The sequence below is a fragment of the Mycobacterium sp. IDUB_9 genome, from assembly GCF_055419505.1.
Genome location: NZ_JBVAXU010000008.1, coordinates 59,908 through 85,671 on the forward strand (window position 1 = coordinate 59,908; position 25,764 = coordinate 85,671).

Sequence of the window (25,764 nt, forward strand, 5' to 3'; positions counted from 1 at the left end):
TTATCCGGGCTCGGCTGTCGGGGCCGGCTCGGCCTTGACCGGTGGCGTGGCAGCGGGTGTGTCGGGCGTCGATGGCGGTACGGACTGGGTCACGGTCTCGCCGAAGTGCATGGTGGGTTCGGCTGCTGGGACGGACATCTCGGGTGTCGTGCCGACCTGGGCCGTTTTCAGACCAACTACGGCCATGGCTGCTACCGCCGCAAATCCGGCCGTACAGAGGAGACGCTGGACCCTCGAATCCATGTGCATTGCGCAATACCCTTCATCGTCACATCGGTTGCCTATGTGATTTCCAATGCGTATTCGGCGCCCGGCATTCCATACCTGCCGTTGTGACATGGGTCACATTTCGATTTCGGGTCGGAGATCGGGCGGGGCCGGGGAGCATGGAGGCTGCGCTGAGCGGGAGACTTCATCCATGCCACGAGACCTAGCCCCCGGGGTGACCGTGCTCGGCAATCTTGCGATCGACGTCATCAACGGGGCGCCGCCCAGTCCGGGGGGTTGTGCGTCGTTCGCCGGGGTGGCCCTGCAGGCGGCGGGCGGACCTGGCCGGATCGTCGCGATGGGTGCTGAACGCGATCACGTTCTGTTCGACGGGCTTCGCGCACGGTTCGGGCCGCTGGTGCAGATCCTGCCCTCGGCGGCGACGAGTTCGTTCAGTCTCGATTACGACGACACCGACCACCGGCATATGGGTGTGCAGGCGATCGGCCCGGTGTGGACGGCCGCGGACATCGAGGTGGCCGATCCGGCGACAACATGGGTGCACCTGGCTCCGTTGTTGCGTACCGATTTCCCGGCCGCGACGCTGGCAGCGCTCAGGGCCCGTGGTCACCGCGTCGCCTACGACGGGCAGGGCCTCGTGCGGGCCGACCGATTGGGGCCGCTGGTCGAGGATCGCCACTTTCCCGCCGACCTACTGGTCAACGTAGACATCCTCAAACTCGCCGAGGACGAGGCGGTGATCGTCGCCGACGGCGCTTTCGACGCGTCGGCCGCGGAACGACTCGGCGTCTCGGAGATCCTGGTGACGTACGGCTCGGAGGGATGCGACATCTATGTCGACGGTGCCGTGCAACGTGTACCGGCTGCCTGGCGGGTGCTGGATGTCCAGACCACGGGGGCCGGGGACATGTTCACCGCCTGCTATGTGGCACACCGCGCGGCGGGCCATGATCCGCGTCGCGCGGCGGAGGCGGCGAGCGCACTCGTGGCGCGGGAGTTGGACAAGCGTGCGCATGTCGGCACGGCCGATCAGAAGTGAGTGCGCGTCGGGGTTAGACTCGACAGGTGTCAAGTTTATGCTTGCCAGTGCTAGCGGAGAGCTACCGGCCGGTAGCCTTTTCCTTAGAGAATGACATTCTCCTAAACGTGACGAAAACCACAGTGTTGTCTCAAATGGGGCTTGTTCACGTCGGTGAACTGCATCTTCGTCAGGTTCTCACCCGCGTGTCGGGGTGCAACGCGGTGAAGCCCAGCCTAAGAGCAGTGCAATAATCGGTACTGGTAGTGACATCAAAATTCGGTGGACGTTCGATCCGGCGGCGCGTCACGCGACAGCGGCCCGGAAAGACGTGGTCAAAGCAGTGTGAAAGGCGGTAGCCGTGGGTGAGAACGGCAACGGCAATGGCGCCGCGCCGCGGCAGAAGCTGGAGAAGGTCGTCATCCGCTTCGCCGGCGACTCCGGCGACGGTATGCAGCTGACCGGTGACCGCTTCACTTCTGAAGCTGCACTGTTCGGCAACGACCTGGCGACCCAGCCGAATTACCCGGCCGAGATCCGCGCGCCACAGGGCACTCTGCCCGGTGTGTCGTCGTTCCAGATCCAGATCGCCGACTACGACATCCTCACCGCCGGTGACCGCCCCGACGTGCTCGTGGCGATGAATCCCGCCGCGCTCAAGGCCAACGTCTCGGATCTGCCGCGCGGCGGCCTGATCATCGCCAACTCCGATGAGTTCACCAAGCGCAACCTCGCCAAGGTCGGATACGACAGCAATCCGCTAGAGGATGACACGTTGTCCGACTATGTGGTGACGTCCGTCGCGATGACGACGCTGACCCTGGGTGCCGTCGAGGCGATCGGCGCCACCAAGAAGGATGGCCAGCGCGCCAAGAACATGTTCGCCCTCGGCTTGCTGTCGTGGATGTACGGCCGCGAGCTCGAGCACAGCGAGGGGTTCATCCGCGAGAAGTTCTCCCGCAAGCCCGATGTGGCCGAGGCTAACGTCCTCGCGCTGAAGGCCGGCTGGAACTACGGCGAGACCACCGAGGCGTTCGCCACCACCTACGAGGTGTCGCCGGCCAAGCTGAAGTCCGGTGAATACCGTCAGATCTCGGGCAACACCGCACTGGCCTACGGCATCGTCGCCGCCGGACACCTGGCCGAGATCCAGGTGGTGCTCGGCACCTACCCGATCACCCCGGCTTCGGACATCCTCCACGAGCTGTCCAAGCACAAGAACTTCAACGTCCTGACTTTCCAGGCCGAGGACGAGATCGCCGGTATCGGTGCGGCCATCGGCGCCTCCTACGGCGGTGCACTGGGTGTCACCAGCACCTCGGGCCCCGGTGTCTCGCTCAAGTCCGAGGCGATCGGCCTGGCCGTGATGACCGAACTGCCGTTGCTCATCGTCGATGTGCAGCGCGGTGGCCCGTCGACGGGCCTGCCGACCAAGACCGAGCAGGCCGACCTGCTGCAGGCGCTGTTCGGCCGTAACGGTGAGTCGCCGGTCGCGATCCTGGCCCCGAAGTCGCCGTCGGACTGCTTCGACATCGCCGTGGAGGCCTCGCGCATTGCGATCGACTACCACACCCCGGTCATCATCCTGTCCGACGGTGCAGTCGCCAACGGCTCTGAGCCCTGGCAGATTCCGGACATCAGCACCTATCCGCCGATCGACCACAAGTTCGCCAAGTCCGGCGAGCCGTTTGCGCCGTACGCCCGCGACCCCGAGACCCTGGCCCGGCAGTTCGCGGTGCCCGGCACCCCGGGTCTGGAGCACCGGATCGGTGGCCTTGAGGCCGCCAACGGTTCGGGCAACATCTCCTACGAGCCCAAGAACCACGACCTCATGGTGCGGTTGCGCCAGGAGAAGATCGCCGGCATCACGGTGCCCGATCTGGAGATCGACGACCCCACCGGCGACGCGGAACTGCTGATGCTGGGGTGGGGTAGCAGCTATGGCCCCATCGGCGAGGCGTGCAGACGCGCCCGGCGCAAGGGCATCAAGGTGGCCCAGGCCCATCTGCGCCACCTGAATCCCTTCCCGGCCAATCTCGGGGAGGTGCTGCGCCGCTACCCGAAGGTGGTGGTGCCGGAGATGAACCTCGGTCAACTGGCCATGCTGCTGCGCGGCAAGTACCTGGTCGACGTCCAGTCGGTGACGAAGGTGGAAGGCATGGCCTTCCTCGCCGACGAGGTCGAAGGCATCATCGACGCGGCCCTGGACGGCACACTGGCCGACAAGGAAGCGGACAAGGCCAAGTTCGCGAGGTTGGCGGCGGCCACCATCGAGGAACCAACTGAGTCGAATGCTGTGGGAGCGAACGCATGACTGACCTGATCGGCGCCGATCTCGGGCTGAGCGAAGCCCCGATGAACAAGAACGCTCTGGTGCCCACCACCGACCAGCCGCAGAAGGGCAAGGACTTCACCAGCGACCAGGAGGTCCGCTGGTGCCCGGGTTGCGGTGACTACGTCATCCTCAACACCATCCGCAACTTTCTGCCGGAGTTGGGCCTCAAGCGCGAGAACATCGCGTTCATCAGCGGCATCGGCTGCTCCAGCCGGTTCCCGTACTACCTGGAGACCTACGGCTTCCACTCGATCCACGGTCGTGCCCCGACTATCGCCACAGGCCTGGCGCTGGCCCGTCCGGACCTGTCGGTGTGGGTCGTCACCGGTGACGGTGATGCGCTGTCGATCGGTGGTAACCACCTGATCCACGCGCTCCGCCGCAACATCAACATCACGATCCTGCTGTTCAACAACCGGATCTACGGCCTGACCAAGGGCCAATACTCGCCGACCTCCGAGGTCGGCAAGGTCACCAAGTCGACTCCGATGGGCTCGCTGGACTACCCGTTCAACCCGGTGTCGCTGGCTCTGGGCGCCGAGGCCACGTTCGTCGGCCGCGCTCTGGACTCCGACCGTAAGGGCCTGTCCGAGGTGCTGCGCGGCGCAGCCGAGCACCGCGGTGCCGCGCTGGTGGAGATCATGCAGGATTGCCCGATCTTCAACGACGGATCCTTCGACGCCCTGCGCAAGGAAGGCGCCGAGGAGCGGCTGATCAACGTGAGCCACGGTGAGCCGATCACATTCGGTGCCGATGGCGAGTACTGCGTGGTCAAGTCCGGGTACGGCCTGGAGGTTGCCAAGACCGCCGAGGTCGCCGCCGACGACATCGTGGTGCACAACGCCGAGATCGATGATCCCGCTTACGCATTCGCACTGTCGCGCTTGAGCGAGCAGAACCTCGATCACATGGTGATGGGTATCTTCCGCAAGGTCAGCCGGCCGACGTATGACGACGCCGCGCGTCAGCAGGTCAACACGGCCATCGAATCCAAGCCCCATGACACCGCGGCTCTGCAATCCTTGCTGCGTGGCAAAGACACCTGGACTGTCGAGTAGTTGCACCGACCCCGCTGACCAACAGCACTTGAGCACAGCCCCGCTCGCCGCGGTAGTTCTGGCGGGCGGGGCTTCGCGCCGTATGGGGCGTGACAAGGCGACGCTGCCGTTCGACGGTTCGACGATGGTCGAGCATGTGGTCGCCGCCGTGAGCAGGCGCTGTTCACCGGTTTTCGTGATCGCGGCGCCCGGCCAGCCGCTGCCCGAACTGAGCGCCGAGGTGTTGCGCGACGAGGTACGCGGTGTCGGACCGCTGGTGGCGACGGGTCGCGGGCTGCGCGCCGTCGCCGAGGCCGGCCTGGATCGCGCATTCGTCTGCGCGGTCGACATGCCGTATCTGGATTCCGAGCTGATCGATGTCCTGGCCGCCGCCGCTGATCGGATACCCGCCGATATCGTGTTGCCCTGGGACGGCAGGGCTCACTACCTGGCGGGGGTCTACCGCAGCGCGCTCGCCGACCAGATCGCCGTCTTGGTGCACGAAGGACGGCGCAGCATGCGCGCGCTGGCCGAGTCCGTCGACACCCAGCGGATCGTGATGTCACCGCAGCGAGCACTGACCAATGTCAACAGCGTGGCTGATCTGCCCTGAGCGGAGCAATTCGGTCGAAGCGCGTACAGCAAATTACGAATTCGCACGGAAACTGGGCGCAATTTATCGTTTCGAAATAATTGGTCGATATTTCCTCGATATTCGGAGCTGTGTAAGGCGGGTGAATTCGGGAAACGTCACCGTTCAGGCTGTCGCGGTGATTTGTGAAAGCTGCTGGGGCTCAGGATTATTCGCTGTCGCAGGCGGTGTGTGAATGAGGCGCGGTATTCGCTGGCGACTGCTCTGAGCGTGCCTGATTCTGCACAAGACAACTCTGACCGTGCGCTTTGGCGGCGATCGGGGGATCGCGCGCCGAGCGGCCGTGTTGTCCAGGGAGGCTGACGCTTCTGGCGGTGTCTCGTAAAGGTCTGTGACACAACGGGTTCAGTCGTTGCGCCCGTGCTCCGAGGTGTCGGGTGGAGTGCGGGCCGGCTTCGGTCGGGACTGGCTGTGCGCGTGATATGTGCTGTGTTCCAGTGTGTTTGGCGCCAGGGCCGACTTCGGGACCGGGGAGTGCTGCAGCGAACGAATTCGCGCGATGTGACGCTTGATGACACTCGTCGGTGGCATCTACCTGCGCTTTCTGTTCCCTACGGCCATACGCGGTGGTTTTGCTGCAACTGATTCAAGTGGGCCAGTTCACAATAATTGGGTGATCTCGCTCACGTTTTGTTTGCGCCGATCACGAAACGGTAACGGCGATAGCGCTGCGCTGACCTGCGTAAACGATTCGTTGGTCGTCCCGTTATCTGTCCGTGATCTTTCCGCGATCGCTTCTACATCGAGATGACTTCTCTTCGAGACCTTTGTACGGTCCAAAGCGTCTCCGACACGGAGCAAATAATTTCAACACCAAGAACCTGCGTGTGAGTGGGGCCGCGGTGGCGATTACGCCCGATGCGGGGGCCTGGGTCTGATCCCGGGCCGGGCACTGTGGCCCTCCCTTTCGTGCCTGACCGAGACGGCGCGAACCAACCCCTCCGGCCTGGATTCAGGCTGCCGCACCCGCCTAGGCGGGTGTCGATGGCGCGCGCTTGGCGAGAGGAATGAAGTGAAGAACATCCGCAAGACGTTTGGCCTGGGCATCATTGCTGGAGCGCTCGCTGTGGCTCCCGTGGCACTGGGTGCCGGCACCGCCAATGCGGACAGCGTTAACTGGGACGCCGTCGCTGCCTGCGAGTCGGGTGGCAACTGGGCGATCAACACCGGTAACGGTTACTACGGTGGCCTGCAGTTCAACATGGGCACGTGGCGTGCCAACGGCGGCTCCGGTTCGCCGCATCAGGCCTCGCGCTCGGAGCAGATCCGCGTCGCTGAGAACGTGCTGCACAGCCAGGGCATCGGCGCGTGGCCGGTGTGCGGCAAGCGCGGCTAATACAGCGCCACCAGCACGACAAAAAAATACTTGATATGAGGCGGTGCCGGGCAGTAGCCCGGCACCGCTTCTGTTTCATCAGACGGCTCTCCGGTTACTCCAGCCCCGGCAACCTCGTAAAAAACTTCAGCCTCCTCTGTAACGCGTGACGTTTGTCACACGAACCCATTAGTGACCGCACAGTTGCACGAACGTGATCGGCATCTGCAGCGGTCCTGGTGTCAAAGGTCGGGGAAGGGCCGTGAGATGACCATACGAAGGGCATTTACCAGGGTTTTCTGGATAACCGCAGCGTCGGCGGGCGTCATGCTCATGCCACTGTTCACGGGCACGGCGACCGCCGGTGCCGACACGGTGAACTGGGATGCGATCGCCGACTGTGAGTCGGGCGGCAACTGGTCGACCGATACCGGCAACGGTCACTACGGCGGTCTTCAGTTCAAGCCCGCCACCTGGGCTTCGAACGGCGGGATCGGATCGCCTGCCTTCGCCCCCCGCGAGGAGCAGATAAGGGTCGCCGAGAACGTCCTGGCCACCCAGGGCATCGGGGCCTGGCCGAAATGCGGCGCCCGCGGTGGGATGCCGACAGCCTGGGCGGCACCCACCGCCCCGACGGGCTGCCAGACGGTGCGCCCGGGTGCCGTGCTGGGCATCTTCGACCTACGCCGGATCTGCACGACCTTCCTCGACCCGCTGGGTGCCTTCGGCGTTCCGCACTGACCTCAGCGCACCGGGGTGAAGGCCCCGCGCGCTGCGATCGAGGCCAGGTGCCGTGTCAATACGAACTCGGGTACCAACACGGACGCCCGCGTGGCCGCGGCGCTGAGTACCTCCGGACGCAGGTTCACCACCCGGCCGATGAACTGTGACTCGCGCACGATCGCCATGGCCCGCTTCCGGCGCAGGGCCGCGAATCGGGCGAAGGCAGTCGGCAGATCCGGCTCCCGAACCGCGAGGCCGGCCAGTGTGGCGGCATCCTCCAGCCCCTGGCAGCCGCCCTGGCCGAGATGCGGGCGCATCGGATGAGCGGCGTCCCCGGCGATCACCACCGGCCCCCGGGCCCAGCAACGGGCGGGGGCCCGGTCGTAGAGATCGTTGCGCAGTACCTGATCGGGATCGGTCGTGGCGAGCAGTGTCGGGAGCGGCTCCGCCCACGACGTGAAGGTCCTTCTCAGGTGGGCCAACTCTCCATCGGAGGCCGCGTGGCCGCGGGGTGCGCGCTGGGTGGCGAACCAGTATGTGTGCTCGGCGCCCAGCGGCACATGCCCGACCAGCAACCCGGAGCCGTGCGTTTCGCCCGACAGTTCGGGATCGAGCGGGCAGGCGGCCACCGCGCGCCAGGCGGTGTAGCCGGCGTAGCGGCGGGGCAGCGGCCCGTTCAGGTGGCGGGCCACCACGGAGTCGACGCCGTCCGCGCCGACTACGCCCGCCTCCTCGCGAACCGAGCCGTCGGAGAACGTGACGCGTACGCCGGAGGCGTCGACCTCGAGGCGCTCGGCGGTGAGCTCGCACTGGACGGTCCCCGGAGTCAGCGCTCGGGTCAGGATCTCGGTCAGCGTCGCGCGCCTGATCACCACCAACGGTTCGCCCAGCGCCCGGGTGAACCGTTGCGCCGCCGGTCGGCGAAGCCAGGAGCCGTCGGGCCGGCGCAGTGCCCCTGCGGTGACCCGGCCGCCTGCAGCGCGCACCTGGTCGCCGAGGCCGATCTCGTCGAGCGCGGCCAACGCGTTGGGCCAGAGGCTGATTCCCGCACCGGGCGTGACATCGCCGCGCGCTTCTGCCACGCACACCTCAAACCCCTGCCGCTGCAATGCGACTGCGGTGGCCAAGCCGGTGATACCCGCACCGACGACGAGGACGGACGCTGCCATCGGTCAAATCTAGCCCGATGGTTTCGGGGGGCCGCCACGGGCAAAGTTGGGATCGGTAGCCTTCCAGCGTCCGCACAGTGTGTGTACAGGTTTCCCGGCCGAACTCGCTGGGATGAGATGAATGAGAGGTCTGATGAAACTCACCCGCTTCGGTATCGCCCTGAGCGCCGCGGCTGTTGCCGTCTCCGCACTGAGCGGTTGCTCGAAGGCCACCGAACTAAGGGACGCGGCGGCCGGGGCTGCCGAAAAGGTGGTCTCCTCGGGGACCGAGAAGATCACTGAAGCAGTCTCGGGCAACCTGTTCACCGCGGAGGGCATCGACAACGCCTATGCGGCGATCGGCGAAAAAGTCGGCGCCAACCCGATGCAGGTCGTCGAGATCAATATCGCGCCAGGGGTGCTGAGCGTCGAGGCGGTCGATCCGAAAGCGCCGACCGAACTGAACCAGTGGAGCTACACATCCGGGGCGGTAGGACCGTCGCGTCCCATCGACTACGACGAGGACACCGAGGCTCTGCAGCAGAATCTCTTCGCCACCGCCGACGTGCCCTCCAGCGCGATCGCCGCGGCGATCGACGGTGCAGTGGCAGCCAGTGAGGTCAAGGACGGCAAGGTCCAGACGGTGAGCATCAAGCGCAACATGCCGTTCGATGAGAACGTGATCATCTTCATCAACGTCCAGGGCGAGCGCAGCAGCAAGCAGGTGCGGGCGGACGTCACCGGAAAGGTCACCGAGGTGGTCTGACCGACGCGCATCCCGCGGCCCGTACCGGACTCCGGTGCGGGCCGCGCCGTTACGGTGGGGAGCCATGACGGTGTTCGACGATCTCGACAGCTACCTTGCGTTGCCCCGGGTGTCAGGGCTTGCGGTGTCACCTGATGGCTCCCGACTGGTCACCACGGTCAGCGCGCTCAACGACAAGGGCACCGAATTCCTCAGCGCAATATGGGAATTGGATCCCACCGGCGTGGAACCGCCGCGCCGGTTGACCCATGGCGTGAAGGGGGAGTCCGCGCCGGCGTTCACCGCCGAGGGGGACCTGCTGTTCATCGCGGCGCGGCCAGGCGACGATGAGGACAAACCGCCCGCCGCGTTGTGGCGTCTACCCCGGGTGGGCGGCGAGGCGTCCGAATTCGTGGCCATGCCCGGTGGTGTCAACGGTGCGGCGAGCGCCCGGGCTGCCGACGCCACGGTGGTGACCGCGCCTCTGCTGCCGTCGTCGACCGGCGTCGTCGACGACAAGGCCCGACGCGAGGCGCGCAAGGACAACAAAGTGTCGGCGATCCTGCACACCGGCTATCCGGTCCGGCACTGGGATCACGATCTCGGCCCGGACCAACCCCACCTCTTCGACGCCGACGGGCAGCGGGATCTGACCGCCGACCCGGGCGCGGCGTTGCGGGAGACGACCTTCGATCTCAGCGCCGATGGCGGATTCGTGGTGACGTCCTGGCAGGCGCCGGGCCCTGGCACGGCCCTACGGGTGGTCCTGGTGCGTATCGACCGGGTCACCGGCGAACGCACCATCATCGCCGAAGAACCCGGGGCCGACCTGGAACGCCCCGCGATCGCACCGGATGGCAGCGCTTTGGCCTTCACCCGCGAAACCCATTCCACTCCCACCTCGCCACCGCGGATCACGCTGTGTTGCATGCGATTCGGTGACGAGCCGGTGGAGCTGACAGCGGCCTGGGATCGCTGGCCGTCGTCGGTGACATGGACGGCGGACTCGTCTGCGCTGATCGTGACGGCCGACGACGGCGGACGCGGGCCGATTTTCTCCGTCGATCCCTTATCGGGGACGGTGACGCGACTGACCCACGACGATTTCACCTACACCGACGTACGACCCGCACCCGGCGGAGTGATCTATGCCCTGCGCAGCTCGTATGCCGTGCCGGCGCACCCGGTGCGGATCGACGCGGACGGCACTGTCACCGAGATCCCGTGCCACGACGCACCCGAACTGCCGGGCACGCTGACCGAGGTCACCGCGACCGCGGACGACGGCACACCGATCCGGTCCTGGCTCACGCTGCCCGCGGGGGACGAGCCTGCCCCGCTGGTCCTCTGGATTCACGGCGGTCCGCTGGGCAGTTGGAACTGCTGGCACTGGCGGTGGAACCCGTGGCTACTCACCGCACTGGGCTATGCGGTGCTGATGCCGGACCCGGGGCTGTCCACCGGCTACGGCCAGGACTTCATCTCCCGGGGCTGGGGCGCCTGGGGTGCCGAGCCCTACACCGACCTGATGGCCGCCACGGATGCCGCGTGCGCACATCCGCGCGTCGATGCCTCACGCACCGCCGCGATGGGCGGGTCCTTCGGCGGCTACATGGCCAACTGGATCGCCGGGCACACCGACCGGTTCGACGCGATCGTCACACATGCCGGCCTGTGGGCTCTGGACCAGTTCGGACCCACCACCGACGGTGCCTACTGGTGGGCCCGGGAAATGACTCCCGAGATGGCCCAGCACAATTCGCCGCACCTGTTCGTCGGTGAGATCACCACGCCGATGCTGGTGATCCACGGCGACAAGGACTATCGCGTACCGATCGGTGAGGCGTTGCGGCTGTGGTACGAGCTGCTCACGTTTTCGGGGCTGCCTGCCGACGAGAACGGTGAAAGCCGGCACCGGTTCCTCTACTACCCGACCGAGAACCACTGGGTGCTGGCCCCGCAGCACGCCAAGATCTGGTACCAGGTGGTGAGCGCATTCCTGGGGGAGCAGCTGCGCGGCGAACCGATGCAGCTGCCCGAACTGCTCGGGTAGCGTCGAGATCGTGACACAGCGTGAGTTCGACCTGGTGCTGTATGGCGCCACAGGATTTGCCGGAAAACTGACCGCTGAATACCTCGCCAGGGCCGGGGGAGCGGCCCGGATCGCCTTGGCCGGCCGGTCCGAGGAGAGATTGCGGGCCATCCGCGACGGTCTGGGGCCCGACGCGCAATCGTGGCCGTTGGTGACCGCCGACGCGACGGCGCAAGCCTCCCTCGACGCGATGGCCGCGCGTACCCAGGTTGTGGTGACCACGGTCGGTCCTTACGCGCGCTACGGAATGCCGTTGGTCGCGGCCTGCGCTGCCGCCGGCACCGACTACGCCGATCTCACCGGTGAGACGACATTCATCCGCGACAGCATCGACCTGCATCACAAGCAGGCGGTCGACACCGGCGCGCGGATCGTTCATTCGTGCGGATTCGATTCGGTGCCATCCGATCTCACGGTGTACGCGCTGTATCAGCGGGCCCTCGCGGACGGCGCGGGCGAACTCGGCGACACGAACCTGGTGGTGCGCAGTTTCGCCGGCGGCGTGTCGGGCGGCACCGTGGCTTCGATGCTGGAACTGCTCGACACGCTGTCCTCCGATCCGGAGGCCAGAGCGCTGATGAACGATCCGTACACACTCAGCCCCGACCGTGGCGCGGAGCCCGAACTCGGTGCTCAACCCGACGTGCGGTGGCACCGCGGCGGTGAGATCGCTCCCGAGCTCGCCGGCTACTGGACCGGTGCATTTGCCATGGCTGCGCCGAACACTCGAATTGTGCGGCGCAGCAACGCATTGCTGGACTACGCCTACGGGCGCCGGTTCGAGTATGCCGAACAGATGAGTGTGGGCCGTTCATTCGCCGCGCCGGTGGTCGCAGCCGTGGTCACCGGAGCCAACGCCCTCACCTTGGGGATGGGCGGCCGCTACTTCAACCGACTGCCCAGCGGCCTGGTCGAGCGATTGGTTCCCAAGCCGGGAACAGGTCCCAGCGAGCGGGCCCGCGAGCAGGGCCACTACCGCGTCGAGACCTACACCACGACCACAACTGGCGCCCGGTACGTGACAAGCATGGCGCAGCAAGGAGACCCCGGATACAAGTCGACCGCGGTGTTGCTCGGCGAGTGCGGGCTCGCGCTGGCCACCGACCGTGATGCGCTCTCGGAACGGCGCGGTGTGCTGACACCGGTGGCCGCGATGGGGGACGTCCTGCTCACCCGATTACCGGCGGCCGGGGTGTCGCTGGAAACCACCGCCCTGAGCTGAGCCGGCTCAACATGAATGGATCAGCCTGGGTCGAACACCTGTGGGCCAAGATCACATTCGACTAGTGTCGGTTGCGACGACTTCCAGTACGCCAGCAACGAAGGTGGGATAGAAAAATGGCCGGTCTCGACGATCTCTTCGCGCAGATCCCCGTGGCGGATATTGCCAGCAAGCTCGGCGCAGATGAAGGCGAGGTGAGCGCCGCCATCAAGACCCTGGTTCCGGCCCTGGTCGGCGGTGTGGCAGAGAACGTACAAGCAGACAACATCGATTCGAGTGACCTCGAGTCCGCAGTCTCGGCGCAGGGCGCCAGCGGCCTGCTCGACGGTGGAGTCAGTGTCGACCAGGTCGACGCCAACGAGGGCAACCAGATCGTTTCGAAGATCTTCGGCGGCAACGACAGCAACCAGGTCGCATCGGCGTTGGCCGGCACCGGTGCCGGCGGCGGTGATCTGATCAAGAAGCTGCTGCCGATCCTGGCGCCCATCGTCCTGGCCTACATCGGCAAGCAGTTCGCGCAGAAGAATGCCGCGCCGGCTGAAGCGGCCCCGCAGGCTTCCGGCGGCGGGCTCGGCGACATCCTCGGCAGCATCCTGGGCGGCGCGACCGGTGGCGGCGCTGCCGCCAACAACCCGCTGGGCAGCATCCTGGGCAGTGTGCTCGGCGGCGGTGGCGGCCAGGGCAATGCCATCGGCGAGATCCTCGGCGGCCTGCTCGGCGGTAAGAAGTAGACGTACCACCACCCAGCGCCAGAGCCTCCGACGCCCAGCGAACGCACCGGGCATCGGGGGCTTTCGCGTATTCGGCCCCGTCCTTCTTAGAATGGCTCGGTGACCCCCACCCCTGACAATCGTGCCGATGCCCTCCCCAAATCCTGGGATCCGGGCGCGGTAGAAGCTGACCTCTACCAGGGCTGGGTCGATGCCGGATACTTCACCGCCGATCCGGCCAGCGAAAAGCCGCCCTACTCGATCGTGCTGCCGCCGCCCAACGTGACCGGCAGCCTGCACATGGGCCACGCGCTCGACCACACGCTGATGGATGCTCTGACGCGCCGCAAGCGCATGCAGGGTTTCGAGGTGTTGTGGCTGCCCGGCATGGATCACGCCGGCATCGCCACCCAGACCGTGGTGGAAAAGCAGCTCGCCGTCGACGGCAAGACCAAGGAAGACTTCGGCCGCGAGCTGTTCGTCGAGAAGGTCTGGGACTGGAAGCGCGAATCCGGCGGCACCATCGGCGGGCAGATGCGCCGCCTCGGTGACGGCGTGGACTGGAGCCGCGACCGCTTCACCATGGACGAGGGCCTGTCGCGTGCCGTGCGCACCATCTTCAAGCGGCTATTCGATGCCGGGCTGATCTATCAGGCCGAGCGCCTGGTCAACTGGTCACCCGTGCTGGAGACCGCGATCAGCGACCTCGAGGTCAAGTACGAAGACGTCGAGGGTGAGTTGGTCTCGTTCCGCTACGGCTCGATGAACGACGACGAGCCCCACATCATCGTGGCGACCACCCGGGTCGAGACCATGCTCGGTGACACGGCGATCGCGGTGCACCCTGACGACGAGCGGTACCGCCACCTGGTCGGCAAGACCCTGCCGCACCCGTTCGTCGAACATGAGATGATCATTGTGGCCGACACCCACGTCGACCCCGAATTCGGTACCGGCGCAGTCAAAGTCACCCCCGCGCACGATCCCAACGACTTCGAGATCGGGTTGCGCCATCAGCTGCCGATGCCGACGATCATGGATACGAAGGGCCGGATCGCCGACACCGGAACGCAATTCGACGGCATGGACCGGTTCGAGGCGCGCGTCAAGGTGCGCGAGGCACTGGCCGACCAGGGCCGGATCGTCGCCGAGAAGCGGCCCTACCTGCACAGCGTCGGGCACTCCGAGCGCAGCGGCGAGCCCATCGAGCCCCGGCTGTCGCTGCAGTGGTGGGTCAAGGTGGACGGCCTGGCCAAGGCGGCCGGTGACGCGGTGCGCAACGGCGACACCGTGATTCACCCGCCGAGCCTGGAGCCGCGCTGGTTCGCCTGGGTGGACAACATGCACGACTGGTGTATTTCCCGGCAGCTGTGGTGGGGCCACCGCATCCCGATCTGGCACGGCCCCAACGGCGAGACCGTGTGCGTGGGCCCCGACGAGGCCCCGCCGGCGGGCTGGGAGCAAGACCCAGACGTGCTCGACACCTGGTTCTCCTCGGCACTGTGGCCGTTCTCCACCATGGGCTGGCCCGACCACACGCCCGATCTGGCCAAGTTCTATCCCACCTCGGTGCTGGTCACCGGCTACGACATCCTGTTCTTCTGGGTGGCCCGGATGATGATGTTCGGCACCTTCGTGGGCGATGACCCGGCGATCACCTTCGATGGTGCCCGGGGGGCGCAGGTGCCGTTCGAGAACGTCTTCCTGCACGGCCTGATCCGCGACGAGTTCGGCCGCAAGATGAGCAAGTCGCGCGGCAACGGCATCGACCCGCTGGATTGGGTGGAGAAGTTCGGGGCCGACGCCCTGCGATTTACTTTGGCCCGCGGTGCCAGCCCCGGCGGTGATCTGTCCATCGGTGAGGACCACGCCAGGGCCTCGCGTAATTTCGCGACCAAGCTGTTCAACGCGACCCGCTTCGCGCTGATGAACGGGGCGGCTTCCGCTCCGCTGCCCGGGATCGCCGAGCTGACCGACGCCGACCGCTGGATCCTGGGCCGGCTCGAAGAGGTCCGTGCCGAGGTGGATGCCGCACTCGACAGCTATGAGTTCAGCCGGGCCTGTGAATCGCTGTACCACTTCGCCTGGGATGAGTTCTGTGACTGGTATGTCGAGCTCGCCAAGGTCCAGCTGAACGAGGGCGTCACTCATACGACTGCGGTTCTGGCCGCCGTGCTCGACGCGCTGCTCAAGCTGTTGCATCCCGTCATGCCGTTCGTCACCGAGACGTTGTGGAAGACGCTCACCGACGGCGAGTCGATCGTCATCGCGCAGTGGCCGCAGGCTTCCGGAATGGCCCTCGATCCGCTTGCGACACAACACATTGCCGACATGCAGAAGCTGATCACCGAGGTGCGTCGCTTCCGTAGCGATCAGGGGCTGGCCGACCGGCAGCGCGTTCCGGCGCGGCTGTCGGCGATCAGTGAGGCCGGCCTGACCGAGCAACTGCCGGCCGTCACGGCCCTTGCCTGGCTGACCGATGCCGCGGACGGGTTCACGCCTTCGGCCTCGGTCGAGGTGCGTCTGACGCAGGCCACGGTGCTCGTCGAGGTGGACACCTCGGGCACCGTCGATGTCGCGGCCGAGCGACGCCGGCTGGAAAAGGATCTGGCCGCCGCGCAGAAGGAACTGGCCACCACCACGGCCAAACTCGGCAACGAGGCATTCCTGTCCAAGGCGCCGGAGAATGTTGTCGACAAGATTCGGGGCCGTCAGCAGCTGGCCGGCGAAGAGGTCGAGCGGATCACCGCCCGCCTGGCGGCGCTGCGATGAGCGCCTGCGCGAAGAACCGAGAATCCAGGTGACAGACCCGATTCCAACACCGGATGAGATCGCCGCGCTCCTGCAGGTCGAGCACCTGCTCGATCAGCGCTGGCCCGAGACCAAGCTGGACCCCAGCACGGCGCGTATCGCCGCCCTGCTGGAGCTGCTGGGCTCACCGCAGCGGGCCTACCCGTCGATCCATGTCACGGGGACCAACGGCAAGACGTCGGTGGCACGCCTCATCGACGCGTTGCTGATCGCCCTGCACCGGCGTACCGGACGGACCACCAGCCCGCACCTGCAATCCGCGGTCGAGCGCATCTCGATCGACGGAAAGCCCATCAGCCCAGCGCAATACGTCGAGACGTACCGTGAGATCGAGCCGTTCGTGGAACTGGTGGACCAGCAGTCCGAAGCTGCCGATGGCCCGAAAATGAGCAAGTTCGAAGTCCTGACCGCGATGGCGTTCGCGGCCTTCGCCGACGCGCCGGTCGATGTCGCCGTGATCGAGGTCGGCATGGGCGGACGGTGGGATGCCACCAACGTCGTCAATGCCCCGGTCGCGGTGATCACCCCGATCGGCATCGACCACACCGACTATCTGGGTGACACGATCACCGCGATCGCGGGGGAGAAGGCCGGCATCATCACCCGGCAACCCGACGCACTGGTGCCGACCGACACGGTTGCGGTCATCGCCAAGCAGGTTCCCGAGGCCATGGAGGTTCTGCTCGAAGAGACGGTGCGCGCCGACGCGGCCGTCGCTCGCGAGGACTCCGAATTCGCGGTGCTGTCCAGGCAGGTCGCCATCGGCGGCCAGGTGCTGGAGCTGCAGGGCCTGGGCGGGGTGTATTCCGAGATCTTCCTGCCGCTGCACGGTGAGCATCAGGCCCACAACGCCGTTCTCGCACTGGCCGCGGTCGAGGCGTTCTTCGGCGCCGGCGCGGACCGCCAACTCGACGTGGACGCCGTCCGGGCCGGCTTCGCGGCGGTGGAGAGCCCCGGCCGTATGGAGCGGATGCGAAGTGCGCCAACGGTTTTCATCGATGCGGCACACAATCCCGCCGGTGCCGCGGCATTGGCGCAGACCCTGCAGCAGGAGTTCGACTTCCGCTTCCTGGTCGGGGTGGTATCGGTGATGGGGGACAAGGACGCCGCAGGCATCCTGAACGCACTGGAGCCCGTGTTCGACCAGATCGTGGTCACCCACAACGGTTCACCACGGGCGATGGATGTCGAGTCGTTGGCATCGCTGGCGGAGGAGCGTTTCGGTCAGGATCGGGTGATCACCGCCACGACGCTGCCGGATGCCATCGAAACCGCAACCGCCCTGGTCGAAGAATCCGGGGAAGACGAAGGACTGTCCGGGGCGGGCATGGTGATCACCGGTTCGGTGGTGACCGCCGGCGTGGCCCGGACCCTGTTCGGACGGGACCCGCAGTGACCGATCAGACCCCTGGTGACAACACGCCGAGCGAAAGGCCGGCACCGCCGGACCCCTGGAAGAGCTTTCGCGGGGTGATGGCCGGGACGCTGATCCTGGAAGCGATCGTCGTATTGCTGGCACTACCGGTGGTCGGTGTCAGTGGCGTAGGGCTTACTTGGACGTCGGGCGGATTCGTGGTCGGCCTGGCCGTCGTCTTGATCCTGATGTCGGGGATCCAGGGCCGGCCCTGGGCCATCTGGGCGAACCTGGGTATCCAGCTGGTCGTGATCGCCGGTGCGCTGGTCCATGGCGCGATCGGGTTCATCGGCGTGATCTTCGCCGTGGTGTGGCTGCTGATCGTGTACCTGCGCAGTGAGGTCAAACGCAGGCAGGATCGTGGCCTGTTGCCCGGTCAGCAACCGCCCAGCGAATAGCCGTGCGGTAGCGGGGCCACAGGGCGGACTCCGTCGGGGGCCCGCGATGGCGCGGCCCGGTTACCGACCGGTACGCTCACTGCTCGTGACTGAGCAGACCCTTGTGTTGATCAAGCCCGACGGCGTGCAGCGCCACCTGGTCGGAGAGATCCTCGGCCGGATCGAGCGCAAGGGTCTGACCCTGGCGGCGCTCGAACTGAAGAACGTCAGCGTCGAGCTGGCCAAGCAGCATTACGCCGAGCACGACGGCAAGCCGTTCTTCGACTCGCTGCTGGAGTTCATCACCTCCGGACCCGTCGTCGCCGCCATCGTGGAGGGACCGCGCGCTATCGCGGCGTTCCGTCAGATCGCCGGTGGCACCGACCCGGTGGAGAAGGCTGTGCCCGGCACCATCCGCGGTGACCTGGCGCTTGTGACCCAGGACAACCTCGTGCACGGATCGGATTCGCCGGAGTCGGCGGCCCGTGAGATCGCCCTTTGGTTCCCTGGCGAAGCCTCCGCTGGATAACCTTCTCGCAGTCTGGTCTGTACCGCGTCAGTGATGTGGGATACTGGTTGCGGGTAGCCGGCCTCAACCGAGGCTGGACACCCGAATGAAGACTTCGACGAGCGCGACCACCGCAATCCGGTGCGGCGCGGGCCGTCCAGCCATCATTCAGCCAGGCACCGGGTGGGTTCGGTAGCGAACCGCCCGGAGCGAGACCACAACAAGCCCGGGGAAAGTGTCCCGGGCCAATAGCGGAAGCCCTCGCGTGGCCGCGTCGTTACGACGCGCCCGGGGGCTTGAGGAGAATTCGTGGCCGAAGATGCCCAGAATGACGACCTATCAACCCAGACTCCGCAGCAGGAGGGACTGCCCGAGCGGCTGAGAGTCCACTCCCTGGCTCGGGTGCTCGGCACCACGAGCAGGCGGGTGCTCGACGCCCTGGCTGAGTTCGACGGGCGCCAGCGCAGTGCGCATTCCACGATCGACAAGGTTGACGCCGAGCGGGTGCGTGACGCACTCGCCCTCGAAGCAGCCGAGCCGGCGCCCGTTGAGCAGGCGGAACCGGTCCAGGTCGAGGCCGTCAGTGTCGCCGTGATCGAGACCTCAGCTGAAGCCCCGGCGGCCGAAACCCAGCTGGCGGCCGAGGCCGACGCCGTCCTGGTGGGCGATGAACCTGAGTCGCGCTTGATCCTGGAGACCGCGAACATCCCCTCGGTCCGGGAAGCTCACTCCGAGCGGGCCGATTACCTGCCGCTGTTCGTCGCGCCGCAGCCCGTCAGCTTTGTGCCGGTGCGTGTCCAAGAAGACGACGACGAGGACGATGACGGCGATGACGGCAGCGATGCCGACACCGACTCCGATATCGACGACGAGCAGGCGGATCGCCCCGCCGCGCGTCGACGCCGTCGGGGCCGTCGGGGCCGCGGTCGGGGCCGCGGCGAGCAGAGCGATGAGAACGGGGACGGCCCGGATTCCGATATCGACAACGCCGATGATCAGAGCGACTCCGGCGACCAGGATTCCGATGACGACTCCGATGAGTCGGACGACAGCAACGACGAGGACACCACGGGCGGCGATGGAAACAGCCGTCGTCGGCGTCGTCGTCGGCGTCGCAAGTCCGGATCCGGTGACAACGACGACGCGACCTCGCCGGATGACCCGCCCAACACTGTCGTGCACGAGCGTGCACCCCGGCCCGAGCGGTCGGGCAAGAGCAGCGATGACTCGGAGATCCAGGGGATCAGCGGATCGACCCGACTCGAGGCCAAGCGTCAGCGCCGCCGTGATGGCCGCGACGCCGGCCGGCGTCGTCCCCCGATCCTGAGCGAGGCCGAGTTCCTGGCCCGGCGTGAGGCCGTCGAGCGGACGATGATCGTGCGCGACAAGGTCCGCACCGAACCGCCGCACGAAGGCGCCCGCTACACGCAGATCGCGGTGCTGGAAGATGGCGTCGTCGTCGAGCACTTCGTGACCTCGGCGGCCCAGACGTCGCTGGTCGGCAACATCTACCTCGGCATCGTGCAGAACGTGCTGCCCTCGATGGAGGCCGCCTTCGTCGACATCGGCCGCGGCCGCAACGGTGTGCTCTACGCCGGTGAGGTGAACTGGGAGGCTGCCGGACTCGGTGGCGCCCAACGCAAGATCGAGCAGGCCCTCAAGCCGGGCGACTACGTCGTCGTCCAGGTCAGCAAGGATCCGGTGGGGCACAAGGGCGCCCGGCTCACCACGCAGGTGTCGCTGGCCGGGCGTTACCTGGTCTACGTGCCGGGTGCCTCCTCCACCGGCATCAGCCGCAAGCTGCCTGACACCGAACGCCAGCGGCTCAAGGAGATCCTCAAAGAGGTCGTTCCTGCCAATGCGGGCGTGATCATCCGCACCGCGTCGGAGGGCGTCAAAGAAGAGGACATCCGCTCCGACGTCGAGCGGCTACAGCAGCGCTGGACCGAGATCGAGGCCAAGTCCGTCGAGGTCACCGGCAAGAAGGCCGGCGCGGCCGTTGCGCTCTACGAAGAGCCCGATGTTCTGGTCAAGGTCATCCGTGACCTGTTCAACGAGGATTTCTCCGGCCTGATCGTCTCCGGTGACGAGGCCTGGGACACGATCAACAAGTACGTGAACACCGTCGCCCCCGACCTGATGGGCCGGCTCACGAAGTACGAACCTGCCGGTGGTGCCGAGGCTCCCGACGTATTCGCCGTGCACCGCATCGACGAGCAGTTGGCCAAGGCATTGGATCGCAAGGTGTGGCTGCCCTCGGGTGGCACGCTGGTCATCGACCGCACCGAGGCGATGACCGTCGTCGATGTCAACACCGGCAAGTTCACCGGTGCCGGCGGCAACCTCGAGCAGACCGTCACCCGCAACAACCTGGAAGCTGCCGAGGAGATCGTGCGGCAACTGCGGCTGCGCGACATCGGCGGCATCGTGGTCATCGACTTCATCGACATGGTCCTCGAATCGAACCGGGATCTGGTGCTCCGCAGGCTGACCGAGGCGCTGGGCCGCGACCGCACGCGCCATCAGGTGTCCGAGGTGACTTCGCTGGGCCTGGTGCAGCTGACCCGAAAGCGGTTGGGTACGGGTCTGATCGAGGCGTTCTCGACGTCCTGCCCGCACTGCGCAGGCCGCGGCATCGTGCTGCACGGTGACCCGATCGACACGGCCTCACCATCGAACGCCGGCCGCAAGACCGAATCCGCCGGTGGCGGTGGCGGTGGCCGCCGGAGTAAGCGCGGCAAGCGGGCCAATGCCCGTCCGGAGCCCGAAGAGGTGCCGGTCGTCAAGGTGCCCGACCACCCGGCCGGCGAACACCCGATGTTCAAGGCCATGGCTGCGGCGAACGGTCGCCCCGAAGACGACGAAGGTCATGAGGGCCACGAGGGCTTCGACGAGCACGCCGCCGCGACGCATGACGGCGAGGGCGACGAGGGCGACGAGCAGGCGACGTCCGAACACCCGGATGTGACCGACGAATCTCCCGACGGCGAGTTCGACACGCAGGACGCCGACGAGTCCGAGGAATCCGACGAGGAACCGGACGAGGACGAAGACGAGATCGACCTCGACGATGAGGACCTCGACGACGACGAAGAGGACCTCGTCGACGACGAAGAGGACTCGGATGACGAAGACGAGGACGACTCGGAGGACGAGGACGACGAGTTCGAGGACTCCGATGAGCCCGAAGAGGACGTCTACCAGGCACCGGAGCCCGTGGTGGTGAAGGTGCCACCGAGCCGCGGCCGCACTCGTCGACGTGCCGCAGCCAGGCCCGCGGGGCCGCCCGCCCACGAGTAGAGGGCGGTTTGACCCTCTACCCGCTGGTCAAGTACCCTTGACCAGTTGTCTCCAGTGCCTGCGGTAGTCGCAGGCCGGTGACGGCGGGGCATCCCGCCACCCAAGACCCGCGCACGCACCGACCGGTAGCGCGCGCCCGCAGAGAGCAGCAGAGCAGAGGACACGATGGCGACATACGCAATCGTCAAGACCGGCGGCAAGCAGTACAAGGTTGCCGTCGGTGACGTGGTGAAGGTTGAGAAGCTCGACTCCGAGCCTGGCGCGTCGGTATCACTGCCCGTCGCGCTGGTGGTCGACGGTGCCAAGGTCACCAGCAAGTCTGATGACCTGGCCAAGGTCGCCGTGACCGGCGAGGTGCTGGAGCACACCAAGGGTCCCAAGATCCGCATCCACAAGTTCAAGAACAAGACCGGCTACCACAAGCGCCAGGGGCACCGTCAGCAGCTGACCGTGCTCAAGGTCACCGGCATCAAGTAACGAGGGAGCGTACTAATGGCACACAAGAAGGGCGCTTCCAGCTCTCGTAACGGTCGCGATTCCGCAGCACAGCGGCTCGGCGTGAAGCGGTTCGGCGGTCAGGTCGTCAAGGCCGGCGAGATCCTCGTCCGCCAGCGCGGCACTCACTTCCACCCCGGCGTCAACGTCGGTCGTGGTGGCGATGACACGCTGTTCGCGCTGTCCCCGGGCTCCGTGGAGTTCGGTTCCAAGCGTGGCCGCAAGCACGTGAACATTGTTCCCGTGCCGCGCCCGGAGGCCTGAGACTCCGAGGATTCTCCGCGAATGTGAAGCAGCTGCGAGTTCTCGATAGGACTATCGCAATAGCTTCACATTCGACGGAGAGGATGTCCGATGCCCCGGTTTGTCGACCGCGTCGTGATCCATGCGAGCGCAGGCAACGGCGGCCACGGCTGCGCGTCGGTGCACCGCGAGAAATTCAAACCCCTCGGCGGTCCTGACGGCGGCAATGGTGGTCGCGGCGGCAGCATCGTGCTCGTCGTGGATCCCCAGGTTCACACCCTGCTGGACTTCCACTTTCATCCCCATGTCGTCGCGCCCTCGGGTAAACCGGGCGCAGGCAGCAACCGTGACGGTGCTACCGGCGACGATCTGATGGTCCGAGTGCCGGACGGCACCGTGGTGCTCGATGAGAACGGCCGCATGCTGGCCGATCTGGTCGGTGCCGGTACCCGTTTCGAGGCCGCGGCCGGTGGTCGCGGTGGCCTCGGTAACGCCGCACTCGCTTCCCGGGCCCGCAAGGCACCCGGCTTTGCGCTGCTCGGTGAGAAGGGCCAGACCCGTGACCTCACCCTCGAGCTCAAGACCGTCGCCGATGTCGGCCTGATCGGCTTCCCCTCGGCAGGCAAATCGTCTCTGGTGTCGACCATTTCGGCGGCCAAGCCCAAGATCGCCGACTACCCGTTCACCACACTGGCGCCCAACCTGGGCGTGGTGTCGGCCGGGGACAACACCTTCACCGTCGCCGACGTTCCGGGTCTGATCCCGGGCGCGTCCGAGGGCCGTGGCCTCGGCCTGGAATTCCTGCGCCACCTTGAGCGCTGCGCGGTGCTCGTGCACGTCGTCGACTGCGCCACCCTGGAACCCGGGCGTGACCCGATCTCCGACATCGAAGCGCTGGAGGCCGAACTCGCGGCGTACACCCCGACGTTGCAAGGCGATTCGACCCTGGGCGACCTGGCATCGCGGCCCCGTGCGGTGGTGCTCAACAAGATCGACGTTCCCGATGCCCGCGAGTTGGCCGACTTTGTGCGTGAAGAGGTGCAGTCCCAGTTCGGCTGGCCGGTGTACGAGATCTCGACAGTCAACCGCGATGGTTTGCGGCCGTTGATCTTTGCATTGTGGGAGATGGTGAAGGCGTATCGCGATGCGCAACCCGAGGTGGTGCCCAGGCGTCCGGTGATCCGTCCGATCGCGGTCGACGAGAGCGGCTTCACCGTGGAATCGGACGGGCACGGTGGATTTTTGGTGCGCGGTACCCGTCCCGAGCGCTGGATCGCCCAGACCAACTTCGACAACGACGAGGCCGTCGGGTACCTCGGTGACCGGTTGGCACGGTTGGGCGTCGAGGACGCGCTGTGGAAGAAGGGCGCCAAGCCCGGTTGCGCCGTGACCATCGGCGATATGACCTTCGACTGGGAACCGCAGACCCCCGCCGGTGTCGACATGCCGCTCACCGGGCGTGGTACCGACATCCGGCTTGAGCAGACCGACCGGATCGGTGCTGCCGAACGTAAGGTGGCGCGGCGCGAACGGCGCCAGCCCGGGAGTGACGACGAGTGACGAGTGCAGGCTCGGCGCCCTCGGTACATCGGGACGCGGTCCGGACCGCACGCCGGGTCGTCGTCAAGATCGGCACCACCGCGCTGACCACTCCGTCCGGGGTGTTCGACGCCGGCCAGCTCGCGGTCTTGGTCGAGGCCATCGAAGGCCGGATGCGCGCCGGCTCTGATCTGGTGATCGTGTCCTCGGGTGCCATCGCCGCCGGAATCGAGCCGCTCGGGTTGTCCAAGCGCCCAACCGATCTGGCCACCAAGCAGGCGGCGGCCAGCGTCGGGCAGGTAGCCCTGGTCAACGCCTGGAGTTCAGCCTTCGCCGTCTACAACCGTACGGTGGGGCAGGTACTGCTGACCGCTCAGGACATTGCGATGCGGGTGCAGCACAACAACGCTCAGCGCACCCTGGATCGGCTGCGTGCCCTGCATGCGGTTGCGATCGTCAACGAGAACGACACGGTGGCCACCAATGAGATCAGGTTCGGTGACAACGACCGGCTTTCGGCGCTGGTGGCCCAGCTGGTCGGTGCCGACGCGCTGATCCTGCTGTCCGACATCGACGGCCTGTATGACGGTGATCCACGGAAAGCGTCCCCGGACAACCCGGCGCGCTTCATTTCTGAGGTTGGCGCGCAGGGGGATCTCGACGGGGTGGTGGCCGGCGGCGGCAGCAACCTGGGTACCGGCGGTATGGCCTCGAAGCTGTCCTCGGCGCTGTTGGCCGCCGATGCCGGGGTGCCGGTGCTGTTGGCCGCCGCCGCGGATGCCGGTGCGGCACTCAGTGACGCCTCGGTCGGCACCGTGTTCGCGCCGCGTCCCGAGCGGATGTCGGCGCGGCGGTTCTGGGTGCGCCACGCCGCGGAATCGCATGGGGCGCTGACCCTCGACGACGGTGCGGTGCGCGCGGTCGTCAAGCAGCGGCGCTCGCTGCTGCCTGCCGGGATCACGGCGGTCACGGGGCACTTCCACGGTGGTGATGTGGTGGACCTGAGAGCGCTCGACGGGGCGACCGTTGCGCGTGGTGTGGTGGCCTATGAAGCCTCGGAGCTGGCTGCGATCATCGGCCGCTCGACGCCCGATCTGCCCGCGGAGCTGCGTCGGCCCGCGGTCCATGCCGACGATCTGGTCGCCACCTGAGCGATTTCCAAAAATGACCGACCAGCTAGCCGAGCAATGCTCCCAGGACCGGCGCACGCGATGCCATGGCTCCGCCGTCAGATTCCCAGCGTTCTCGAGCGATGGACGTCTGCGTCTGCCATGCCCGGTCGCGCTCACTGGTCATGAGCAGTCCATCAACGCTGGCGGCGTTGTCCGGTTCAGCCGCGGTCATCATCGAGGAGTGGGCATCGTCGGGGTTGGTGTGCGGCGGGATCACCAACAGGGTCAGCCGATTGCCGTCGAGGCCGAGAACTTCAATGGTGTTGGTGGGTTGAAGCCGGTACCCGTCCAGGCGTACCGCGTGTCCTCCGGTGAGGAACTTTCGTGGCGCTCGGGCCCATGCCTTCAGGTGATACAACACCCGGTCGATGCGGCCCAGCCGGACCGAGAGCACCGCCAGTAGGTCGGGCAGTTCGGCGGTGAGGTCATCGGTGTGCGGCCACCATGCACCGTCGACATATCCGCTTTGGGGTCCCTTCGACTTCAACCGCAGTCGCGGTGTGTGCGCCGGCACGGTGGAGTTCTGATCGTTCTTGCGTGACTGTTGTGGCGTCATGGCGACGCTCCCGTCTCGGCCGGAATCGGCCCTACCCTGCAATTCAGCGATGACACGCCATAGTTCGCGTTGTCAATGCTCTTGGTGTTCCTTGCGGTTATCGCACCGCTGCTGGTGTGCCAGT

General features: G+C 66.5%; 21 protein-coding genes and 1 pseudogene. 19 read left to right on the top strand and 3 right to left on the bottom strand.

Annotation, left to right across the window (positions count from 1 at the left end; translation table 11 throughout):
- The gene (locus ACZY08_RS26370) at positions 1 to 186 is read right to left on the bottom strand and encodes a hypothetical protein (protein WP_463747562.1); all 186 of its coding nucleotides are present in this window, start codon (positions 184 to 186) and stop codon (positions 1 to 3) included.
- 256 nt (positions 187 to 442) lie between these two features.
- On the opposite strand from ACZY08_RS26370, the gene ACZY08_RS26375 reads away from it, so the two are divergent.
- The 6 genes and pseudogenes from ACZY08_RS26375 to ACZY08_RS26400 all read left to right on the top strand — a co-directional run bounded on the left by ACZY08_RS26375 (position 443) and on the right by ACZY08_RS26400 (position 7,326).
- Entirely contained in the window at positions 443 to 1,267 is an 825-nt protein-coding gene (locus tag ACZY08_RS26375) for a PfkB family carbohydrate kinase (protein WP_463747704.1), read from the top strand.
- 340 nt (positions 1,268 to 1,607) lie between these two features.
- Positions 1,608 to 3,560, top strand: a complete 1,953-nt coding sequence (locus ACZY08_RS26380) for a 2-oxoacid:acceptor oxidoreductase subunit alpha (protein WP_463747563.1) — start codon at positions 1,608 to 1,610, stop codon at positions 3,558 to 3,560.
- Positions 3,557 to 4,639: a 2-oxoacid:ferredoxin oxidoreductase subunit beta gene (locus ACZY08_RS26385; protein WP_463747564.1), complete on the top strand. Its 1,083-nt coding sequence runs from the start codon at positions 3,557 to 3,559 to the stop codon at positions 4,637 to 4,639. The genes ACZY08_RS26380 and ACZY08_RS26385 overlap by 4 nt, the downstream gene beginning before the upstream one ends.
- A 28-nt stretch (positions 4,640 to 4,667) precedes the next feature.
- Positions 4,668 to 5,231, top strand: a complete 564-nt coding sequence (mobA, locus tag ACZY08_RS26390) for a molybdenum cofactor guanylyltransferase (protein ID WP_463747565.1) — start codon at positions 4,668 to 4,670, stop codon at positions 5,229 to 5,231.
- Between the two features lie 1,141 nt (positions 5,232 to 6,372).
- Positions 6,373 to 6,606 (top strand): annotated as a pseudogene (locus tag ACZY08_RS26395) (transglycosylase family protein); the annotation flags it as partial.
- A gap of 246 nt (positions 6,607 to 6,852) precedes the next feature.
- Positions 6,853 to 7,326 carry a transglycosylase family protein gene (locus ACZY08_RS26400; RefSeq protein ID WP_463747566.1) on the top strand — a complete coding sequence of 158 codons (474 nt, stop codon included), beginning with the start codon at positions 6,853 to 6,855 and terminating at the stop codon, positions 7,324 to 7,326.
- A gap of 2 nt (positions 7,327 to 7,328) precedes the next feature.
- Here the strand turns inward: ACZY08_RS26400 and ACZY08_RS26405 are convergent, their stop codons facing one another.
- Positions 7,329 to 8,477: an FAD-dependent oxidoreductase gene (locus ACZY08_RS26405; protein ID WP_463747567.1), complete on the bottom strand. Its 1,149-nt coding sequence runs from the start codon at positions 8,475 to 8,477 to the stop codon at positions 7,329 to 7,331.
- A gap of 133 nt (positions 8,478 to 8,610) precedes the next feature.
- Here ACZY08_RS26405 and ACZY08_RS26410 point away from each other — a divergent pair, with 133 nt between their 5' ends.
- The 13 genes from ACZY08_RS26410 to proB all read left to right on the top strand — a co-directional run bounded on the left by ACZY08_RS26410 (position 8,611) and on the right by proB (position 25,063).
- Entirely contained in the window at positions 8,611 to 9,222 is a 612-nt protein-coding gene (locus ACZY08_RS26410) for a hypothetical protein (protein WP_463747568.1), read from the top strand.
- 64 nt (positions 9,223 to 9,286) lie between these two features.
- Positions 9,287 to 11,254, top strand: a complete 1,968-nt coding sequence (locus ACZY08_RS26415; protein ID WP_463747569.1) for a S9 family peptidase — start codon at positions 9,287 to 9,289, stop codon at positions 11,252 to 11,254.
- A 10-nt stretch (positions 11,255 to 11,264) separates the two neighbouring features.
- Entirely contained in the window at positions 11,265 to 12,515 is a 1,251-nt protein-coding gene (locus tag ACZY08_RS26420; RefSeq protein ID WP_463747570.1) for a saccharopine dehydrogenase family protein, read from the top strand.
- 116 nt (positions 12,516 to 12,631) lie between these two features.
- The gene (locus ACZY08_RS26425) at positions 12,632 to 13,246 is read left to right on the top strand and encodes a DUF937 domain-containing protein (RefSeq protein ID WP_463747571.1); all 615 of its coding nucleotides are present in this window, start codon (positions 12,632 to 12,634) and stop codon (positions 13,244 to 13,246) included.
- A 99-nt stretch (positions 13,247 to 13,345) separates the two neighbouring features.
- Positions 13,346 to 15,997, top strand: a complete 2,652-nt coding sequence (locus ACZY08_RS26430; RefSeq protein ID WP_463747572.1) for a valine--tRNA ligase — start codon at positions 13,346 to 13,348, stop codon at positions 15,995 to 15,997.
- On the top strand, positions 15,912 to 17,432 hold the full coding sequence (folC, locus tag ACZY08_RS26435; protein ID WP_463747573.1) for a bifunctional tetrahydrofolate synthase/dihydrofolate synthase: 1,521 nt from the start codon (positions 15,912 to 15,914) through the stop codon (positions 17,430 to 17,432). The genes ACZY08_RS26430 and folC overlap by 86 nt, the downstream gene beginning before the upstream one ends.
- A gap of 77 nt (positions 17,433 to 17,509) precedes the next feature.
- A complete protein-coding gene (locus tag ACZY08_RS26440) occupies positions 17,510 to 17,848 on the top strand; it encodes a DUF4233 domain-containing protein (RefSeq protein ID WP_463747705.1) in 339 nt (112 codons plus the stop codon).
- Between the two features lie 85 nt (positions 17,849 to 17,933).
- On the top strand, positions 17,934 to 18,356 hold the full coding sequence (ndk, locus tag ACZY08_RS26445) for a nucleoside-diphosphate kinase (protein WP_044522837.1): 423 nt from the start codon (positions 17,934 to 17,936) through the stop codon (positions 18,354 to 18,356).
- A gap of 288 nt (positions 18,357 to 18,644) precedes the next feature.
- Positions 18,645 to 21,635 (top strand): ribonuclease E, encoded by a 2,991-nt coding sequence (gene rne, locus ACZY08_RS26450; RefSeq protein ID WP_463747574.1) that lies wholly within the window; start codon positions 18,645 to 18,647, stop codon positions 21,633 to 21,635.
- A gap of 165 nt (positions 21,636 to 21,800) precedes the next feature.
- Complete coding sequence (gene rplU / locus ACZY08_RS26455; protein WP_044522855.1) at positions 21,801 to 22,112, top strand: 50S ribosomal protein L21; 312 nt, start codon at positions 21,801 to 21,803, stop codon at positions 22,110 to 22,112.
- A 15-nt stretch (positions 22,113 to 22,127) separates the two neighbouring features.
- Complete coding sequence (gene rpmA, locus ACZY08_RS26460; protein ID WP_463747575.1) at positions 22,128 to 22,394, top strand: 50S ribosomal protein L27; 267 nt, start codon at positions 22,128 to 22,130, stop codon at positions 22,392 to 22,394.
- 90 nt (positions 22,395 to 22,484) lie between these two features.
- On the top strand, positions 22,485 to 23,933 hold the full coding sequence (gene obgE / locus ACZY08_RS26465) for a GTPase ObgE (RefSeq protein WP_463747576.1): 1,449 nt from the start codon (positions 22,485 to 22,487) through the stop codon (positions 23,931 to 23,933).
- Positions 23,930 to 25,063: a glutamate 5-kinase gene (proB, locus tag ACZY08_RS26470; protein WP_463747577.1), complete on the top strand. Its 1,134-nt coding sequence runs from the start codon at positions 23,930 to 23,932 to the stop codon at positions 25,061 to 25,063. Before obgE ends, proB begins: the two co-directional genes overlap by 4 nt.
- Positions 25,064 to 25,088: 25 nt before the next feature.
- Here proB and ACZY08_RS26475 read toward each other — a convergent pair whose 3' ends face one another.
- Positions 25,089 to 25,640 carry a DUF5994 family protein gene (locus ACZY08_RS26475; protein ID WP_463747578.1) on the bottom strand — a complete coding sequence of 184 codons (552 nt, stop codon included), beginning with the start codon at positions 25,638 to 25,640 and terminating at the stop codon, positions 25,089 to 25,091.
- Between the last annotated feature and the right edge of the window lie 124 nt (positions 25,641 to 25,764).

What these genes read in the sequence shown, in the direction of transcription:
- ACZY08_RS26370 (WP_463747562.1), bottom strand. Translation starts at nt 186, where the DNA reads ATGGCCGTAGTTGGTCTGAAAACGGCCCAGGTCGGCACGACACCCGAG.
- ACZY08_RS26385 (WP_463747564.1), top strand. Translation starts at nt 3,557, where the DNA reads ATGACTGACCTGATCGGCGCCGATCTCGGGCTGAGCGAAGCCCCGATG.
- ACZY08_RS26400 (WP_463747566.1), top strand. Translation starts at nt 6,853, where the DNA reads ATGACCATACGAAGGGCATTTACCAGGGTTTTCTGGATAACCGCAGCG.
- ACZY08_RS26405 (WP_463747567.1), bottom strand. Translation starts at nt 8,477, where the DNA reads ATGGCAGCGTCCGTCCTCGTCGTCGGTGCGGGTATCACCGGCTTGGCC.
- ACZY08_RS26410 (WP_463747568.1), top strand. Translation starts at nt 8,611, where the DNA reads ATGAAACTCACCCGCTTCGGTATCGCCCTGAGCGCCGCGGCTGTTGCC.
- ACZY08_RS26415 (WP_463747569.1), top strand. Translation starts at nt 9,287, where the DNA reads ATGACGGTGTTCGACGATCTCGACAGCTACCTTGCGTTGCCCCGGGTG.
- ACZY08_RS26425 (WP_463747571.1), top strand. Translation starts at nt 12,632, where the DNA reads ATGGCCGGTCTCGACGATCTCTTCGCGCAGATCCCCGTGGCGGATATT.
- folC (WP_463747573.1), top strand. Translation starts at nt 15,912, where the DNA reads ATGTTGTCGACAAGATTCGGGGCCGTCAGCAGCTGGCCGGCGAAGAGG.
- ACZY08_RS26440 (WP_463747705.1), top strand. Translation starts at nt 17,510, where the DNA reads ATGGCCGGGACGCTGATCCTGGAAGCGATCGTCGTATTGCTGGCACTA.
- rplU (WP_044522855.1), top strand. Translation starts at nt 21,801, where the DNA reads ATGGCGACATACGCAATCGTCAAGACCGGCGGCAAGCAGTACAAGGTT.
- rpmA (WP_463747575.1), top strand. Translation starts at nt 22,128, where the DNA reads ATGGCACACAAGAAGGGCGCTTCCAGCTCTCGTAACGGTCGCGATTCC.
- obgE (WP_463747576.1), top strand. Translation starts at nt 22,485, where the DNA reads ATGCCCCGGTTTGTCGACCGCGTCGTGATCCATGCGAGCGCAGGCAAC.
- ACZY08_RS26475 (WP_463747578.1), bottom strand. Translation starts at nt 25,640, where the DNA reads ATGACGCCACAACAGTCACGCAAGAACGATCAGAACTCCACCGTGCCG.